The organism is Novipirellula sp. (genome assembly GCF_041583735.1).
GTDB lineage: Bacteria > Planctomycetota > Planctomycetia > Pirellulales > Pirellulaceae > Novipirellula.
This window is the reverse complement of record NZ_JBFHFD010000102.1, coordinates 1-17,627: the sequence shown is the minus strand read 5'-3', so window position 1 is coordinate 17,627 and position 17,627 is coordinate 1. Positions and strand designations below refer to the sequence as shown.

Sequence of the window (17,627 nt, the reverse complement as noted above, 5' to 3'; positions counted from 1 at the left end):
GGGATACTTCCAAGGGGCAACATAACTACCAGCGGGTCCGGGACCGGCCCAGTGTGGAACGTCGAGATCAAATCCATGCTCAAGCGGCGAATAGGGCTCGGCTCCGAGATGCCATTTTCCAAAATGACCGGTGGCGTATCCATTGTCTCTGAACATTTCGGCGAGCGTGTAGTACTCGGTCGACAAACGCGAGACCGAACGAGGAAAAGTCGTCTTTTGGTTTGCGGGGCCCGTCCGCGTTGCCGTTGCTTCCAGGATCACTTGCGGCAGATGGCAATTTGGCGTGGTGATCCCGGTCCGTGCCGGGCTAAGTCCCGTCAGGATCGCGGAACGCGTTGGCGAGCAAAGTGGGCTCGATGCATATGCATGCGTAAACGTCATCCCCCGCTCGGCAAGTCGTTGGATATTGGGGGTTTTGTAAAACTTGGTGGTTTGAAACAACGTCGTGTCGCTCCAACCAAGATCGTCCGCCAAGATGAATACGACATTCGGCTTTGTTTCAACTGCGATCGCAGCAGTGGCACCGATGAGCCACAAAAATCCCAGCAACATGCTTCGTTGCAGAATCTGGGACACGCATGATAAATCGAACAATAATTTCTTCACGACAACCTTTCGATGAAGCGAGGGGAAACGCAACTGCAGCCAAGATGCTTGCGGCAACGACCACACTCGGATCCCTGGATCCTGCAATTCGTAATCTTAATCCTACTCCCGTCTGCGTGCGTTCCGTTTGACCGAGGACAACCGGAGACGAGTAAGATTATAAATCAGTGGCAGGCTGAGCCTAGAAGAATTTGAGCGTCGAGGGTAAGACTGCGAATTCATTCTTGAATGGGCAAACCGACAACGACATCCGATGCAGAGGCATTGAGTGTGGCGGGCTGTTGGTCACCGATTCACGAGGGGGCGCAATGGGAAAATTGCCAATCGAGCCGTCTCGTGTTCGGGCAATAACCGCCGACAACTTGGAAAGCCGTGCGGCGATCGCTCCCGCCTTCGTTGGCTATTCCGGCTTGTTTTTACGGAACACGGCGACGACGTCTTCGACCGGGATCACGAACAGTTGGTTGTCATGTTCGAGGTCGACCGGGATCATGTTTTTAGGATGAAACAAGATTTTGTCGTATTGGCGGAGCGGCAACTCTTCGTCGTTCTCAACCACGGCGCTGATCGTCACGATGCGGCCCGTGATCGTGGGGATTTCGGCGGCATCGGGCAATGCAATCCCGCCACGCGTTTCTCGCTTAGGCTCGTCCTTGCGGACTAAAACACGATCGCCGATTGGTTCTACGTACTCGAAAGTGGTACTTGCGGCCTTCTTCGCCATTACGATCCTAAACTAAGACATGAGAGGAAAAATATGCAATCAAAGGGCTATTTTCACCTCTCAAGCCCGATTCGTCGAGACGGCAGAGAAAAGCGCTATCCGAGCCGCGATGCGGCACCTCTCACGGCCCTAATCTTTGCCTTCGTGCTCGACTTGTGGCCAGTACTCGTCTTCGAACGCGTCGTCGATATGGAAATCAGGACTGTTGTCCAAATCGTGGCATTCCATGCACTTTTCCTTCGCTTTGGCGAGCGGTAATTTCATCGCGTCACGGAGTAAATCACGCTCTTGCGTATTAACCGAGGCTCCTTCGGCTTCGGCAGCCACATGCTCGGCGCCTGGGCCATGGCAATTTTCACAACCATTGCCGGTCAAATGCGACGTTCCTTCGAGCGATAGGTAGCCCGAGACATAGGGATAATAGTTCTGAGGATTCCAGCCGGTGACGTGACAACTGAGGCATTCGGGATCGAAATGACGCGCCACATCACTGCGTTCGCCGGGATGGACAAGCGACTCGGTCGCTTCGGCGTGCGGCGTGTTTTCCCAGATCTCGTAGGCGGTGGTATGGCACTCGCCACATTTCTTGCTGCCTACGAACGTACGGCGAGTCGAATGGGGAATCGGTTTCAGCCCCAATCCTTCGAGACCGAGGTCGCGAAGTTGGTTCTGATATTCGGCCATCAATTTTCGCATTTCCTTGGCGTCATCGAACTCGTCCGTCAGCGGGACGCGGCAATATTTCATCGGCGCGTTGCGGTACAAACCGACCAGTCCGACGTACATGCCTTTGTTACCGGTGACCAACATTCGCGTTTTGGTCCCTTCGATCGTTTGCGCCTGGTAGGTGGGTTCACCGTAGCCGCCGGAGACGACGACGATATCAAATCCTTGAACGTCACGCACCAATTGTTCGGCAGCAGCCTCTTCGCCAAAGAATGTCAGCACGCGGAAATCGGGAGATTTTTCATTGATCGAAGCCAATGCGGCTTTCAATGCTGGTACCGGCGGGTTGACGGTAATGTCCGAAGAGAGCTCGCTCTCGAGCGACGCAGGATCCAAGATCGTGGTGACGCCGACCTTCATACCGCCTCGTTCGAACACCTTGTGCTGAGCCATAAACGACGGTTCATCCAGCAACACCACATTTGCCGAGACATACAAGATGTCGTCTACCGCATCACTTGGAGGGTTGGCGACCGAAAGCAGCTCGCCCACTCCGAGACGAACATCTTCGGGACCAAAGCCGACCGATTGGTAATTCATCGATCGAAGTGCTTCGGCGGTCCGCTGCAATTTGATTTCCGCTTGAATCCCGAAACGCCGTACTTGGTTCCCCGCATCGACAGGGGCCAATGTCCAGCCGTTTTGTTTTAGTTGTTCAAGGAACGAATAGCGTCGTGCCACGCCGCCTTTCTGGTTCGCTAACCCGGTGCAACCACATGGTTCGATATAACCATGTTGGTTCCCCGACAAAACCAATGTCAAATCGGGAGTCGGCCATTTCCGATAATCTTCGGGGCCGAGCGAGTTTTCCGGCACTTCGGCAGCGTTATTCGCTTTTGCTGGCGACGCCGGAGCCCCGCTCTGATTACCGCCTTGATCCCCGCCAGACATTGCCTTTTTATCTGGCACTCCGGCTGGCGTGGGAATCACTTCGATTTTGATCGGCGGCGCACCGGCGGGAGCCTGGGCATCGATCGACCCGGCCATGACCGCCATGAACGCCGCGATTCCCAATCCCCCCGCAAGCAGTCGGGGACCGATCCCCAGCGAACGTGTGTTCGCAAAAGAGTCATTGCTCGCCAACGAGTCATTGTGCGGATGGTGGCCCGCGACATCAGCATCCCTTTGGCGACAGTGAATCGCCTCGGCATCAGCGGTTGAAAAACCGGACGGATCGCGTAAAGCAGGTTTGGTAACTTGATTCTTCATACGACCCAAATTCTAAAGCAACGGGGTAACTATTTTGGTTCCATTGAAAATTTGACACCCACCACCAACTTGCCGGCTGTTTTGCCATTATCCGAGACAATGCGAATTTTGCCGTAGTCGTCCTGGTTGCGTCCGAGCCGCTGAATCGCCTTCGGACCTGGAATCAATTTGATTTCCAGCGGATAAAGTGTCATCGATGAACGAACAAGTTTTTCGCCAAACGACGCCTCGACGATTCCCTCCGGTTCAACACTTTCAATACTTAGTGTTGTATTGTCGCGATCTTGGCCCTTTAGCACAACAAAGGTTTTCGCTGTAAAGGGACCTTCTGGAGGAACTTCTCCGAAATCATAGATATAGTTGCCACCATCCGAACCGGTTAGCTTCGGATTTGGGATCATGCTGAGCGAACCGACGATCTTTCCCGTGAGCGGCGTGACCAAGAATTTCCTCTGTTCCTCGTCGCTTGCATCGGCGTCCGATTTTTCTTGAATGAAACCGAACATCGCGTTCTGCGAGACCGGGCCCTGTTTCATACCCGGCTTGATTGTGATCGAGATATCAAATCCCTGGACCGCCGATGAACTGGCTCCATCCGCTTCGGATGGTTCGAACGGTTCAATTTTGATTTCGGACAATTCATTCAGTGCATCGCTGCTGAATTTGAATGTTGGATCTTTGATCGGCGGATCCAGATAGCTGTAGACTTTGGCGGTCAGCGTCACCGTTTCATCGGCGGACGCATCACCGAAGGTCAATGCGTCGGGAACCATTTCCAGATCGCCAATGACGCGACCTTTGATTTTCAAATCGATGGCGTAGTGATTTGGATCATTGGTTAGCAGTTGAGCGGATTGACCGAAGGTTTTAGCGTCGGTTTTCACATCCCATTCCAAGCGGACTTCGGTTTGTTCGCCCGGTTTCAGCACGTCGTTATCGAGTGTCCCCAAGGTACATTTACAAGTCGTCGCCCCCAAGCGGAGTTTCAAATCACCCTCGCCAGAGTTTTTGATCACAAACGTGTGCTCGCCCTTGGATCCCGGGGCCATTGTGCCAAAGTCGTAGGTGCTGCCACCGGGCAACTCGACTTTCGGATTTTTGGCTTGAGCAACTTTCGTGTAGAAGTCATCGATGTTTTCGCCGGTGATGTCCCCGCCGTAAACCATTTCGCCCATTTCAGCGGATCGATGACCGTACGCTGCATAGTTAATCCCCCAACCGGCTGCGGAACCGGCAACCGCCACGATGGCTAACAGCACCAAAAATCTGTTCATGATTCAACCGTTGTCTGAAAAAAGAGAGGGGAAAGAAGCTACGAGGATTGAAAATGAATGGGTTACGGTACGTCGGTTTGCCCCAATTGGTTCATCAATAACTCGCGGGCAGGGCGTCTTTTCGCTTCGCCCGCGACGGAGACGCCGATTCGCCGGGCTTCGAGAATCATTTGATTTTCTAACATCCGGTCCATGGTAAAACCAAGCCCCGAGAGCCACTCGGCCCGCTTGGCCGTCTCGGTTGCCTGAGACACATCCCCCGATGCCCGTAAAACCTCGGCCAATTGGGCTGCCATCCACTGGTTCGAGGGGCTCCAGTTTGCCGCTTGGCGAAACGTTTCCAACGCGTCCTGCAAATCTTCGTCGCGGCCGAATCGTTGGAAAACGTGCAATTGCGCAGTTCCGAGCTCGCGATAGACGCTCGGATCCTCGCCGGCTCGCTGTTTGGCTTGATGGACCAGCGATTGCCAAGTGCTGCGGTATGAAATTCCGTCGGCATCATCATCCACTGCGGCGCGGACGATTTGGCGGCGATAGGCGTCCGCACGCCAACGGACCGCCTCGGCGGACCAAGGGTCCGCCGCCATCGCCTCGCCTAACAAGCGATCCATTTTCTCGAAACTGGCTCTCGCACCTGGTCGCGTCAGCTCGCTCATAAGTCGCTGTTGCTGCGAGACCGGCAGAATCGACATCCATACCAATCCGCCGAGCAACAGCACGCTGGCGGCGGAACCGAGTTTGCTCCATTTTCGCTGGCTCCAATTGCTCAATGCTTGATTGGATTCCGCAATGTCGGTTCCAACTTCGCGTTTTTCAGCTCCGCTGTTCTCAGTGCCCGTCGTGCCGCCTTTGACCGAGGCGGGTTTGGCCATCGTTCGGCAGATCACGGCGGTCATCAGCCACACACAAATCGCCACTCCAGGGACCGTCCATCCGCCCGCGATCGACAAGTGGACCAGCATGGCGAGAACCGCCGCCGCAGCGAGCGAGTGCAAATGCCGATCACTCAACCGGCGAAGATGTTTCCACGCCAAAGCGATTGTGGCGATACAGAGCGGTACCCCAAACAGATCGGCTTCGATGTCGGGAATGCTTAACATCACAAAACCGACGATCCACACCATCAAAAAGCTAACGGCAGCACCGAGCCACACGAACAGCGCCGCGTTCCACCATCGCTCGGATGCTGAATCGGGGGTGTCTTTTGATTCACGCAGTTGATCGCGACGGGTTTTCCAGCAGGCGAGAACGGCCACGGCTAAACAAACCAACAACCCTGCTGCGATCCATCCTCCGCTTGCCAATGTTTCGAAAAAGAAATTATGGGGTTCGGCAATCTGCTCGTTCGCGCTGGGTTCGCGAAATCGCTCGTAGATCATTTGATAGTTACCAGGCCCCGCGCCAAACAGCGGCATCTGCGTGACCATCGCCATCGTGGATCGCCAATATTGGATTCGAAACGCCAGCGACGCAGGGGCCTGTTCAATCCATTCGCGGTTACCCCAAGTCAAGATTCCTCCAAAAACCACGATGCCGACCGAACCGATTGCTGCAAATGCGAGGACGACGGTTCGTCGATGTCGTCCAAAATTCATTGACGCGAACAGCAAAAACGCGGCACCGATAAAAACCGCCAGTACAGCGGATCGGCTTCGTGTGGCAAGTAGCGATACCGCCAACAGCACGGTCAAGCCGATCCAACACACTCGCTGTGCCGTCGACATTCGCGACCAGTGAAACCACAATCCCGATATCGAGATCATGATTCCGACCACCAACACACCGGCCAGTGAGTTTGCCAAAGCAAACGTTCCAGTGGGGCCGCCGTCACGCAATCGATTCTCGAACACAATCCGCTCTGACGATCCCGGTGGCGCCACGATTCCCGCCTGCATCAACATCTGATCAGGATTCAGTTCGTAAGCAGCTCGCATCTGTGGCAAACTGATGAATTGCTGGTGCAGCCCGTGGACCGCTTGGGCTACCGCACATCCCAGTAACAGGGTGACGATCCCACGCACCACCATCGGCTGCGCGAATAAGCGACGAGCAGCAAAGAAAATCGCCGCCGCGCTGACCCAAACCCATGCCTCGTTGGTGGCAAAACGCAGATTCCCCGGCGGGCTGCTACCAAAGGCTGCAATCATGATCCAGCCGGCAAGCAGCCAGGGCCCCCAATCCAAGGCCAGTGAAACGCGATGCGAGACGGCTTCTTTTTTGAACCGTTTACCAAACGAATTCGCGATCAACACCACGATCGATAACGCGACAAACCAAAGTCCGTCGCCGCTTTCCACCGCCACACTATCGCTGGGGTGATATTGCGAATAAACCAACGCGGCAGCCAACGCGAACACCGCAATTCCGCTTGGCAAATGAGCAAATCGGTGTCCTGGCGGATCGATCACCGCATCCACAACAGCGGGGCGACCCGTGGGCCGTTCCTCCGTAGCGTCCGATTCGTTCGCACGTGTTGCTTCGCTGCGTCCGACGCGGCTTTCTATTTTTCGTCGCTTTGCCACTGAGCCGATTCCAAGATAATCACAAGCAACAACATGCACCCCACAATCCCGATCACCATGATCGCTTGCGCTAGTTCCACATGCGTCAACAAAATCGAAGCCAAACCACAGGTGCCAGTAACGAGGTAAATCGTCAACACCGCTTGAGTCCGGCTCAAGCCGAGTTCGACCAGGCGGTGTGAAAAGTGGCTGCGGTCACCCACAAAGGGACTTCGTCCCTGACGGATACGAATCCACAACACGGTGGTCATGTCATACAGTGGAACGGCCATCACGCACAGCGGTGCCAACATCGCATGCGGTCGCGATCCATCACTGGTTGCAAACGTCGCCATCAACATCGAAACCGCGATCAGGAATCCGACAAGATAGCTGCCGCCATCCCCCATAAAAATCTTTGCGGGGGGGCGATTGTGCCATAAAAAACCGAGCAGCGAACCGCATACGACCAACAACATTGCGGCAACAAACAACTGAGGCTGCGAGGTTCCTGGGTCCGCCGTCGTCAACATGACGATCGCCATCGACGCGGCGATGATGGCGGCAACGCCGCCGCTGAGCCCGTCCATGTTGTCAAGCATGTTGAATGAATTGATCAACCCCACGATCCAGATCACGGACAACACCTTGGTCAACCAAGCGATACTGATAAACGCCGTCAAACCAAAATCCAATCCATAAACCACAAAGGCGGCTACGGCAAACTCGACCGCCAACCGCAACCACGGATTCACTCCCCCGCGATCATCGATCACCCCTAGCATCGTCAACACGGTGCCAGCACCAAGGAGCCACCACAACTGGGCCACACGCGACCAAACGCCTTCGAGATGCGGAACGACTTGATCGGGCAAATACGTTTGCAGATGGACATTACTGCGAAGGATCGCAACGGCGAACGTGCCCAAGGCGAATGTCACCACGATGCCAGCCCAGATCCCAAGACCGCCACCCAACGGAGTCACGTTGGTATGCGTGCTATGACCACCAGGCCGCGCCACCAATCCAAGTTGTGCGGCAAAACGGCGAACCGGGTAAATCGTTAACAGAGAAACAAGTAAGGGGGGGAGGACCGTCACAGCGATCAACCATCCAAGCCACTGTGAAAGATCCAACGCGAACACCCTATGAGTAAATGGCCGATTTAAAACGGCTCAATCTATCAACAAATTGAGCATCCAGGTACGTGGCGGCAAAGTCGCGCGGCCCGAGAATGCCAATGGCGGCGTTTCGTGCCCCCAAGCCCCTACGCCCGGCGGCGGGCGAAAGTTCATTTCCCCCGACGGCGAACCGTGTCGAGCCTATCGCGTCCCTTCGCGATTGTTTGGTTTTATCGCGTTGGGAACTGCGCGATTGATCGGGATCGGCGGAACTAGATTCAGCTTCGGATTTCCGCCCTGCTGAAAAATTTGATGGGCATGCGAATTTTGTTTTTTCAGATCCTCCGCATTTTTATAGTTCTTGGTCGGTCCTGGTTTGCCTGCGTTCGTTTCCGTCACGTCGATACTGCCATCGGGCTTTCCCGCCACTTTGATGGTCTTGTTATTCTCGGTGACCTCAACCGACTTGATCCCATTGTTGAACTGAATTCGTACGGTTCGCCGCATCTGCGGTTGGGGCTGGATCCCGCCAACCTGAATACGGATGCCGCCTTGCAGCGGAATGCCTACCGCTGCCTGCCGACGCAGGATGGCGGGAGCGAAGCCAAACGGGTTCATCCCTTCAAAATCATCGATCGATGGCTCCAACATCTGTTTCGCTCTTTGCGCAACCAAGGCGGAATCACTCTGTGATAATGTTTGTAGCGTTTCGCGGGCAGCAAGTTCGAGGTGCGTGTCATTGCCAAATAAGTGCTGCTGCAGAATTTCAAAGGCACGATCCGACACCTCGCGACTTTCGCTATGCGTTGCCGTGGCAAGCTTGTCGATCGCTTGTTTGCCGAGCGAATGAAGTTGTCGCATGGCGAGTTGCCGCTGCCCAAACTTGTCCGAATCAAGTCGCTGAATCAACGATTCAACCAGACTCTCGCCGCCGTGGTCGATGCGATCGTGGTCGGCTGCGGCTGCCGCCATCATGGTAAAGAACGTCAGCCCCCAAGTCGCAAACCAGGTGGTCAGTTTCGGTGGCATCAGAGTTTCCTGTGGAAATGAGATCGCTACACTCTCAATTTAACCCGATTCTAACAGTCGACGCCATGTTGTCTTTTTCAACGGCATCTAAAAACAAGCTTACGACAGCGATCGCGGCTGCAACGGAAAGACCCGCTCGGGGTACCACGAGGGATCGTATTCTTTGGTTTTGCCTCGCACGATTGCAATCAAACGTCCGTCGGTACGAATCGCTGCGGCAATCCCTTCGTCGGTGGGCACCGAGGATTCGATTGGTCCCGCATCACCCGTTAACGGATCAATCGGTGTGTAGCGAGCCGTACCAAACACGTTCAAGCCGTTGATCAATCGCAAGGCGTCTTCGTCGTTGACAGCAAGATGAGGCAGATGTTCGACGCCCAAACGTGCGGGCTGCACGAAGGGATCCAAATCATCGTGGCGGACTTGGTCAATCGAAATCGCGTTGGACACGTGAAACGGCCCGACTCGCGTGCGAACCAAGTGCGTCATCACGGCGTGTGCCCCGACACTCGCAGCCAAGTCAACGCCTAGCGAGCGGACATAGGTTCCCGATCCACACGTGATATCCAAGTCGACATTGGGGTAGTCGTATTTCACGATTTTGAAGTCATACACTTGGACTTTTCGCGAAGGCACATCGACCTGCTCGCCATTGCGAATCCGGTCGCACGCTCGTTTGCCATCGATCCAAATCGCCGAATACGCCGACGGAACTTGCACCACTTCGCCCGTTAATGATTTTGCTGCCGCGACCAGTGACTCGAGCGTCGGAACGGGGTCATCTGGATATTCGCTCAGCGGTTGCTCGAGGTCTCCCGATTCGCTTTCGGCCCCCAGTCGAAACGACGCCAGGTATTGTTTGGGGTAATTTTGCACAAACGAGGTCAACCGTGATGCCCGGCCGACACCGAGTACCAGGACACCTTCGGCCAGGGGATCGAGCGTTCCGGAGTGCCCCGCTTTGTGAGGGCGGACACGCCGCGCGGCAATATTGACTAAGTCGCGTGATGTCATTCCCGACGGTTTCATGCAGTTAATAAATCCGAACACGTCTGCGTTTACTTTCCTTTGGGGCGAAACGCGACCAAGCGATCCGATTTGGTTTCAATGCGAGGACCTTCGATCAAATCAACGCAATAGGGAATGGCCGGGAACACAGCGTCAAGACACTCGGCGATCGCCGACGGTTTGCCGGGCAAATTGACGATCAAACTTCGTCCGCGAATCCCCGCAGTTTGTCGCGATAGGATCGCAGTGGGGACATGATCGAGCGAGACTTTTCGCATCAGCTCGCCAAAACCAGGCAGCATCTTTTCACAGATCGCTTCGGTCGCTTCGGGGGTAACATCTCGTTTTGCCGGGCCGGTTCCGCCGGTGGTCACAACGAGCGAACAATTCTCTTGATCGCAAAGTTCGATCAGCGCGGTCTCGATTCCTTGCACATCGTCCGAGACAATCCTCGCCACCGGTGTCCAATCACAATCAAGGATTTCATCGAGATAGTCCTCGATAGCAGGGCCGCCACGGTCTTCGTATTCGCCGCGACTAGCGCGATCCGAAACCGTCAATATTCCTATTTGTATCGGTTGCAAAACAGAGAATCCTTGCTGTCGATGAAGGGAACGGAAGAAAAACGAGCCAGCACCGAGGTTCGCCCTGCCGCATCCTCTCGATTCAAACGCTGGGGATTTAAACGCAGCTGCTTCGAACCGAGGGCGAATTTGGGAACCAGGTTGCTGTGTGCTACGATCGCGTTCAAAAACGCTCGCCGGATTGCGTCGTATCCACGGTCGTTGGGATCTTCGATATTGGTAAAGAACCAATAATGCGGATCGTTTGCATCGTAATTTGATCGCCAAAATTGGCGACAATGCGAACCGTGCCCGAGGAACGTCTGGTACAGTTCAACAACATGAACATGGTCTCGCTGTTGCGCTAGATCGCGGATCACTTGGTTGTATTGAGCGTGGATTGCCAAACCATCCGGCCAAGCGGGTAAGAAGATGCTCGGAGCGTCTCCTACCCCGTCCGTGGGATCGTAGATATCGGCAATAAAAATCTCGCAACCCAGTGGGAATCGTTTTTCGATCTCGTCAAACATCGTTGCCAAGCGAGTGCGAAAATTTGCGATCCAGGGCTGAGCCTGCTCGAGCGTCGCAGAATACATGGCACATTCCCGCGGTGCGCTTCGACCATAGCTGTGGATCAAATCGTTACCACCGGAGGTCATTAAAACGATCCCGCGCGCTTCGCTGTACACCGGGATCGTGTTTCGAATCACGTCGAGATGCGTTTGAGATTCCGAGCCCGAGATTGCAAAATTTTCAGCTTCCAGATTCGGCAGCACCGCAGACAGAGAAACGCCGCGGAGTTCCGTAAATTCGTCGCCAGGATTTTGGATCACGCGATTAAAAAAGCTGTGACTGGGCGATTTCGCGCCTAACCCCGCCGTGATGCTGTCGCCGATCCCGATGACATGGATGGGGTCATCGGACCAGATGTTGCGAAACGCCCGGGCGTCGACTTGGGGGCCCGCAGGACCTTCGCCAATCGGTCTGGCTAGATAAAATTCGATGTAACCCAAGACGCCACCGATGGTTAAAACGGCAATCGTCAACAGCACGAACAACCGAATTCGTTTTTGTTTTTTGGGCTTAGACATCTTGCTCTGTCTCGCGGCGATGCTCAAGGATCCTTCGATTGTAAGCTGCGATCGTTTCTTTACGTCCTAAAAACCCGAGCAACTTGGTGGGATTTTCAGGGTCGACGACAGGCAATTCATCCACGTTCAGCGTGGTAAATTGCTGCATCGCGGTGTTCAAGTCGTCCTCGGGCGAGACGCGATAAAATTCGCTGATCATCACGTCGCGTGCATTCGCCAATCGCCACAAGGTTTCATCGTACAGGTAAGCGCGGACGTCATCGGCGGAAAACAGCCCAACCATCGCGCCATTTGCGTCGACGACCGGAAAGTAGTGCTGGTTGGTTTCCGCTAAACGATGCACGATTTCGTCGAGCGTCTCGCCCTCGTGGATCATCAACAAACGACGGCCTTTGAGATAGACGTCTTTGACCGCAAGTCCCTCCAAGACATCGACAAGGAAATCGCCTCGATGTGCGGGTGATTCCAATCGCGAAGCGACTTGGTGAGTGTACAAAATCCATTTGGATGAGAATACAAACGTCAACGCGCAAACTAACATCGTGGGCACCAACAACCCAAAGTCGCCAGTCAATTCGCGGATCAAAATGATGGTTGAAATCGGGGCTCGCGCTACACCCGAGAAGAATCCGGCCATCCCCACCACCGCATAGGCCTCGGGATACGGAACCCATTCAGGAAACATTGCGTGCGCCGCTTGACCAAACGCCGCACCGGCACATCCGCCGATCACCATCAACGGGCCAAACACCCCGCCGGAACCGCCAGAACCAATCGACAACGAAGTGGTCAGCATCTTTGCCACCGCCACCGTTGCCAGGATACCAATCGTCAACCCGCTGTCGCCGCTGAGTGCGTGTTGCAGCGTGCCATAGCCGGTGCCCAGAATGCCCAACACTTCCGCGTTGTGTCCGCTGTAGATGAACAGACCAATTCCCACCAACCCAGCCAACAACGCCCCCAGTGCTGGACGAAGATGCGGCCAAATTGGCGCGGCATCAAATAGCTTTTGGGTGGCATGAAAGAAGCGGACATAAAACGCCGCCAGAAACATCAGGATGATGGCCAGCAGCGTGTACGGCAACAACTCGATGGGCGAGGTGAGCGAGTGGGCTAAATCGTTTCCAAAGATCGGTTGGAAACGCACTTCGGCAGAGATCGATTGCGTATAAACACTGTAAGCGACAATCGAGGCAATCGCGCTGGGCACGATCACATCCGCTTCCATATCAGCGTCACTGTACAAAATTTCGGCAGCAAAGATGGCTCCGGCAAGCGGGGCGCGGAACATCGCACCGACTCCGGCACCGACACCGGCTGCCAACATGATGCGGCGATCGGTTGAAGAAAGATGAAAACGGTCGGCGATCGTGGCGCCGATGCCCGCTCCAATTTGGGCAATCGGGCCTTCCCGGCCTCCCGATCCTCCGGTACCCAACGTGACCGCCGATGCGATCGTTTTGACCCAAGGGACGCGTGCATTGACCATCCCCTTGCGATTGTGGAACGCGTCCACAGCGGCGTCAGTCCCCGCCCCACTCGCTTCGGGGGCAAGCCAGTGGACAAGCAGTCCAGACACGAGACCACCGAGAGTAATGACAGCGACGACCATCCAAGGCGAAAATGGGATCCCCGCACTGTCAAAGAACTGGTGTTCACCAATCGAGCCCTCTGATGGGTAGCCCGCGAACTGGCCGAGCGTGAATCGACGGACCGCTTGCGTCGTCCACTCAAATGCAATCGACGCCACCCCGACGGCGAGCCCCACCAACAGTGCGAGCAGTGACCAGCGGCCTGATGCATTGAGTTTCAAGGCACGTAAAGGCCGAACAGGAAATTTCACCGAAACGGAGCAGACAATGAAGAGGAGATAAATGCTTCGCGACGTGCTCGTTTTCGACAGCACCGCGACACCTAAGAAGATCCGTCACTATAAATCGAGAAGGCGATCGGACGGAAGGAGCCTTTGTCACACAAGTTGGCTTTTTCTGCGTCGCGTGCCAGCCCTCTTTTCCTCATCCCCGCATTCTCGCGATATCGGCTGCACGGAAAAGCCAAAATCGGCTATCGTCTAGTCGCCCCCTGCGTGGCCAACATCGGTTGGCGATCCGAGCTTCGAGCCAAAACCGATAAAAAGCGATTATTGGGAAATCACTGCCGAGTTCTCGCTTCCCAGCCCCCTCTGCACATTCCCCTTCCCCTCCCATTTGCAACCTGCAGCCGATGAACGATCCCTCTCGCGCCGAGAATTCGTCCGCTCCAAAATCGGACGCTCAGAATTCCCCCGCCTCCAGTCTCGCTTACGTCGATCCCCCCTGGTACCGCCGCGAGGACTGGGTGGCAGTGATTGTCGGCTTGAGCCTGCTCGGGATGGCGGTCATTTGCATCACCTTCGGACTGCCGAATTCAGAGCGAACGGGCGAGGGGCTCACGCACCCTTGGGCTAATTGGATTGGGACCCCCGGTTCGTGGCAATCCAATCCGCTCGACGCGTTGACCGGAATGGTGTTGCCGCTGGTCGGATCGCTACTGGTTTGCTGGATCGCGTTCACCATCGCTGCGGCGATGACGGGGCGGCAAATCGCTCGCTTTGCGATCGCGTTCCCATTTGTGTTCGCACTTGCGTTGATTGCCTACGTCATGGAAGGGCAAACGACCGTCAAACATTTGAACCTGTCATCGGCGTTGTGGGCGATTCTTATCGGCTTGGTCGTTAGCAACACGGTCGGCGTTCCCGGTTGGCTGCGGCCTGCGGTTGCGACGGAGCTATTTATTAAAACCGGTTTGGTCGTGCTTGGCGGCGAAATTCTGTTCGATCGATTGTTGGCGCTCGGAGTCCCTGGCATTTTCGTTGCATGGATCGTCACACCGATTGTATTGTGTACGACGTTCTGGTTCGGCCAACGTGTTTTGAAAATGGAATCCAAGACGCTGAACATGGTGATCAGCGCCGACATGTCGGTCTGTGGTGTTTCCGCAGCGATCGCAGCATCGGCAAGCTGCAAAGCCAAAAAAGAAGAACTGTCACTCGCGATCAGCATGTCATTGCTGTTCACCGTGGTGATGATGATTGTGATGCCGTTTGCAATCCAGTGGATTGGACTCGACCCAATCGTAGGCGGTGCATGGATCGGAGGGACTGTCGATTCAACCGGGGCGGTGACCGCGGCCGGCAAAGCGTTGGGCGAAGATGCTGAAAAAATTGCCGTGACCGTCAAAATGATTCAAAATATTTTGATCGGCGTCGCATCGCTTGGAATCTCGATCTACTGGGTCGCCCGCGTGGAACCGCAGAGCGAAGGCAAACCGGCGGGAATTGCCGAGGTATGGCGACGGTTCCCACGATTCGTGATCGGTTTTTTAGTGGCATCGATCGTGTTTACCCTGCTGAACGCCTACCTCGGAAACGGCGAGGAAATCATCAAGGCGACAACCAAACAAGCGACCAAGGGGCTTCGCAACTGGTTCTTCTGTCTGGCGTTTGTCAGCATCGGGCTGGATACTCGGTTTGCCGATTTATTGCCTCAGATCAAAGGTGGCAAACCGATGATCCTTTACGTGTGCGGACAATCTCTCAACCTCGTTTTGACGCTGGCGATGGCCTATTTGATGTTCGGGGTGCTCTTCCGTGATACGATTGAAGCGATGTTGGCCAAGTAGTGTGCTGTAAAAATGGCCCTGCAGCCCCGCCGCAACTCTTCACTGCAGTGATGCCCCGGAGACGAAAACAACATGGACCATCCCTCAACACCCGCACCGAATCCAACGCCCGGCCGACTTCGCTTGTTGGCGGCCGTCACCGTGCTGGGCGTGGTATGGTGCGTTGTCTTGCCCTGGGTAGGGACGACCCGCTACGTTAGACCGATGATCGAACACAACGAACGATGGGGAATTAATCCCACCGCTTTGTTCTATACCGATGTCGAAACGATGACGTATCGAGACCAGATGCTGCGACGCCCCCAAAAGTGACGATCGAAACGGTAGGACGGCAAACGGGTTTGCGGGTACACCGCGGGGCCGAAGCGGTTTAAATCTTGTGCACAGGCGTTTGCGATAACAACGATGCAACGAACACATACGATTTGCTTGATCATCCTGGCGACGATCGCCACCGGATTCAGCTTGGCGTATCTAAAAACGGTTCTACTGCCCTTTGTCATCGCGGCATTTATCGTGATTGGCTGTCGGCCCGTGCTGGAGTTTGCCGAACGCAAATTGCGTCTTCATCGCTTCCTTGCCTTCCTGGTTACCTTTTCGATCGGTGGATGCTTGTTTGCTGCGTTTGCCCTGCTGAGCTGGGTTTCGATCGCTGACTTGGCGGTTAATTCTGCGGCCTATGAACAACGCTTGAACAAAATCGCGATTTGGGTCGTTGACCATGTGCCGGACGCCTTCAATGTGGATGCGAACGCGTCCGAACGTCAAGGTGAGCGTTCGGATTCCGCAATCGCTAGTTCTGGCGAAGATTCCGGTGAAGCATTTTCCAAAACCGTGGGGGTGGCACGTGATCCGTCGGCGGCGCTACAGCGGTTGTTCTCGGAGTCGTCATGGCTTGTGAAACGCAGCATCATTGATGTCGCCAGCACGCTACCAAATCTGTTTTCGTACGCCGCCCTGGTGCTCATTTTTGTGTTCTTCTTGCTGTTAGAGAAATGTTCGGCACGTCCTATCCTAAGCAAATCGAATGAAACGCTGTCGATCGAGCAGCGGGTGATGGGCAAGTCCTTTGACGTCCGCCCGATCGTTTTGTTGTTGGGGATGATCTTTTTTGGATTAATCTGGGGAATCGTCGGAATGTTTTTGGAGACACTGATTGTTTCCACTTTGAAAACTGTGCTGCAGCAGAGTCAATCAGGCAAATCGATCGCTGAGCTGATGACCACACGATTCGATCCAGCGAGGAGCGTGAGATGATTCCGCATCTATCGGTCGCATGGGATGCGAGTGTTAGCCATCAAGACCTACCGTGGCAATCGTTAAGTTCGTGGGCGACAAGCTCGTCGCCGCTAAACGCGTGGCCTGTAACCCCAGAGAATGTGATCGCAGATGGCCCCCCTACATGTTGAAGCAACCGTCCGCGACTCGGTGCCACGGCGAGAGGGGGTGACCACGGTACTGTTAACCACGCTGAACGTCGTTGGCGTTTTGGTGGGGTATATGATCACGGTCGTGCTGGCGCGGCAATTGGCGCATGACGAGTTTGAGCAGTATGTCGGCGCGATTGCAACGCTGGGGTTGCTGGCATCGCTTGGCGAGGCCGGTTTTGGCAAATACGGTTTGCGTATTGTGCCAGTCTATGTCGCAGGATCACAGCCAAGTCCGTTGCGAGGCTACCTACGGTTTGCGTTCGGTGGCACGCTGGTGATGAGTCTGTTGGTCGGCACCGTGGTCGCGATGATCGAGACCCCCATGCTCGAGGAAGGCCATCGCAACGTGATGTTTTTGGCGATCGTGTCGTTGCCCGTGGTAGCCGCAGCCGGGGTGTCGATCGATTTGTTGATGGCACTTCAAATGGCCACGCGAGCGACGCTGATCTCGCGAGTCTTGGTTCCCTTGACCACATTGTGGTTGGTTGGACTGACCTCGATCGATTTCGGGATTACCCCGTTTCGCGCCGTGCTTTGTTTCTGTGTCGGCAGCATGGTCGGGCTGATCGTCGCAATGTCGCTACTGATTGGCCGCTCACGCCACTATGCCGAAAAGGCGACCGACACGTCCGTGCTATCCACTTGGGCAAGCGACAGTTTTTCGTACCTCGTGTTCTACTCGCTG

Annotated in this window: 15 protein-coding genes; 4 read left to right on the top strand and 11 right to left on the bottom strand. The window is 55.1% G+C overall.

The window, feature by feature from the left end; all coding sequences use genetic code 11:
• From ABX962_RS10375 to ABX962_RS10325, 11 genes are all read right to left on the bottom strand, one after another.
• A partial coding sequence (locus tag ABX962_RS10375; protein WP_372719088.1) for a sulfatase-like hydrolase/transferase occupies nt 1–576 on the bottom strand: 576 nt, incomplete at its 3' end.
• 430 nt (nt 577–1,006) lie between these two features.
• Complete coding sequence (locus ABX962_RS10370; RefSeq protein WP_339942128.1) at nt 1,007–1,330, bottom strand: co-chaperone GroES; 324 nt, start codon at nt 1,328–1,330, stop codon at nt 1,007–1,009.
• A 129-nt stretch (nt 1,331–1,459) separates the two neighbouring features.
• Nucleotides 1,460–3,265: a multiheme c-type cytochrome gene (locus tag ABX962_RS10365; protein ID WP_372719086.1), complete on the bottom strand. Its 1,806-nt coding sequence runs from the start codon at nt 3,263–3,265 to the stop codon at nt 1,460–1,462.
• A gap of 29 nt (nt 3,266–3,294) precedes the next feature.
• Complete coding sequence (locus tag ABX962_RS10360; RefSeq protein WP_372719084.1) at nt 3,295–4,539, bottom strand: DUF1573 domain-containing protein; 1,245 nt, start codon at nt 4,537–4,539, stop codon at nt 3,295–3,297.
• A 62-nt stretch (nt 4,540–4,601) separates the two neighbouring features.
• Nucleotides 4,602–7,061 carry an O-antigen ligase family protein gene (locus ABX962_RS10355; protein WP_372719082.1) on the bottom strand — a complete coding sequence of 820 codons (2,460 nt, stop codon included), beginning with the start codon at nt 7,059–7,061 and terminating at the stop codon, nt 4,602–4,604.
• Entirely contained in the window at nt 7,040–8,140 is a 1,101-nt protein-coding gene (locus ABX962_RS10350; protein ID WP_372719080.1) for an MraY family glycosyltransferase, read from the bottom strand. The genes ABX962_RS10355 and ABX962_RS10350 overlap by 22 nt, the downstream gene beginning before the upstream one ends.
• 222 nt (nt 8,141–8,362) lie before the next feature.
• Nucleotides 8,363–9,190 (bottom strand): hypothetical protein, encoded by an 828-nt coding sequence (locus ABX962_RS10345; protein ID WP_372719078.1) that lies wholly within the window; start codon nt 9,188–9,190, stop codon nt 8,363–8,365.
• Nucleotides 9,191–9,289: 99 nt separating this feature from the next.
• Entirely contained in the window at nt 9,290–10,240 is a 951-nt protein-coding gene (gene truB, locus ABX962_RS10340) for a tRNA pseudouridine(55) synthase TruB (protein ID WP_372719076.1), read from the bottom strand.
• An 8-nt stretch (nt 10,241–10,248) separates the two neighbouring features.
• Nucleotides 10,249–10,782, bottom strand: a complete 534-nt coding sequence (gene mog, locus ABX962_RS10335; RefSeq protein ID WP_372719075.1) for a molybdopterin adenylyltransferase — start codon at nt 10,780–10,782, stop codon at nt 10,249–10,251.
• Nucleotides 10,764–11,852 carry an SGNH/GDSL hydrolase family protein gene (locus ABX962_RS10330; protein WP_372719073.1) on the bottom strand — a complete coding sequence of 363 codons (1,089 nt, stop codon included), beginning with the start codon at nt 11,850–11,852 and terminating at the stop codon, nt 10,764–10,766. The genes mog and ABX962_RS10330 overlap by 19 nt, the downstream gene beginning before the upstream one ends.
• Entirely contained in the window at nt 11,845–13,665 is a 1,821-nt protein-coding gene (locus ABX962_RS10325) for a chloride channel protein (protein WP_372719071.1), read from the bottom strand. The genes ABX962_RS10330 and ABX962_RS10325 overlap by 8 nt, the downstream gene beginning before the upstream one ends.
• A gap of 410 nt (nt 13,666–14,075) precedes the next feature.
• Between ABX962_RS10325 and ABX962_RS10320 the strand changes: the two genes are divergently transcribed.
• The 4 genes from ABX962_RS10320 to ABX962_RS10305 all read left to right on the top strand — a co-directional run.
• Nucleotides 14,076–15,512 (top strand): YeiH family protein, encoded by a 1,437-nt coding sequence (locus ABX962_RS10320; RefSeq protein WP_372719069.1) that lies wholly within the window; start codon nt 14,076–14,078, stop codon nt 15,510–15,512.
• 72 nt (nt 15,513–15,584) lie between these two features.
• On the top strand, nt 15,585–15,824 hold the full coding sequence (locus tag ABX962_RS10315; protein WP_372719067.1) for a hypothetical protein: 240 nt from the start codon (nt 15,585–15,587) through the stop codon (nt 15,822–15,824).
• 93 nt (nt 15,825–15,917) lie between these two features.
• Nucleotides 15,918–16,769: a hypothetical protein gene (locus ABX962_RS10310; RefSeq protein ID WP_372719065.1), complete on the top strand. Its 852-nt coding sequence runs from the start codon at nt 15,918–15,920 to the stop codon at nt 16,767–16,769.
• Nucleotides 16,770–16,901: 132 nt separating this feature from the next.
• Nucleotides 16,902–17,627, top strand: a 726-nt coding sequence (locus ABX962_RS10305) for a lipopolysaccharide biosynthesis protein (RefSeq protein WP_372719064.1), incomplete at its 3' end; no start/stop codon positions are given.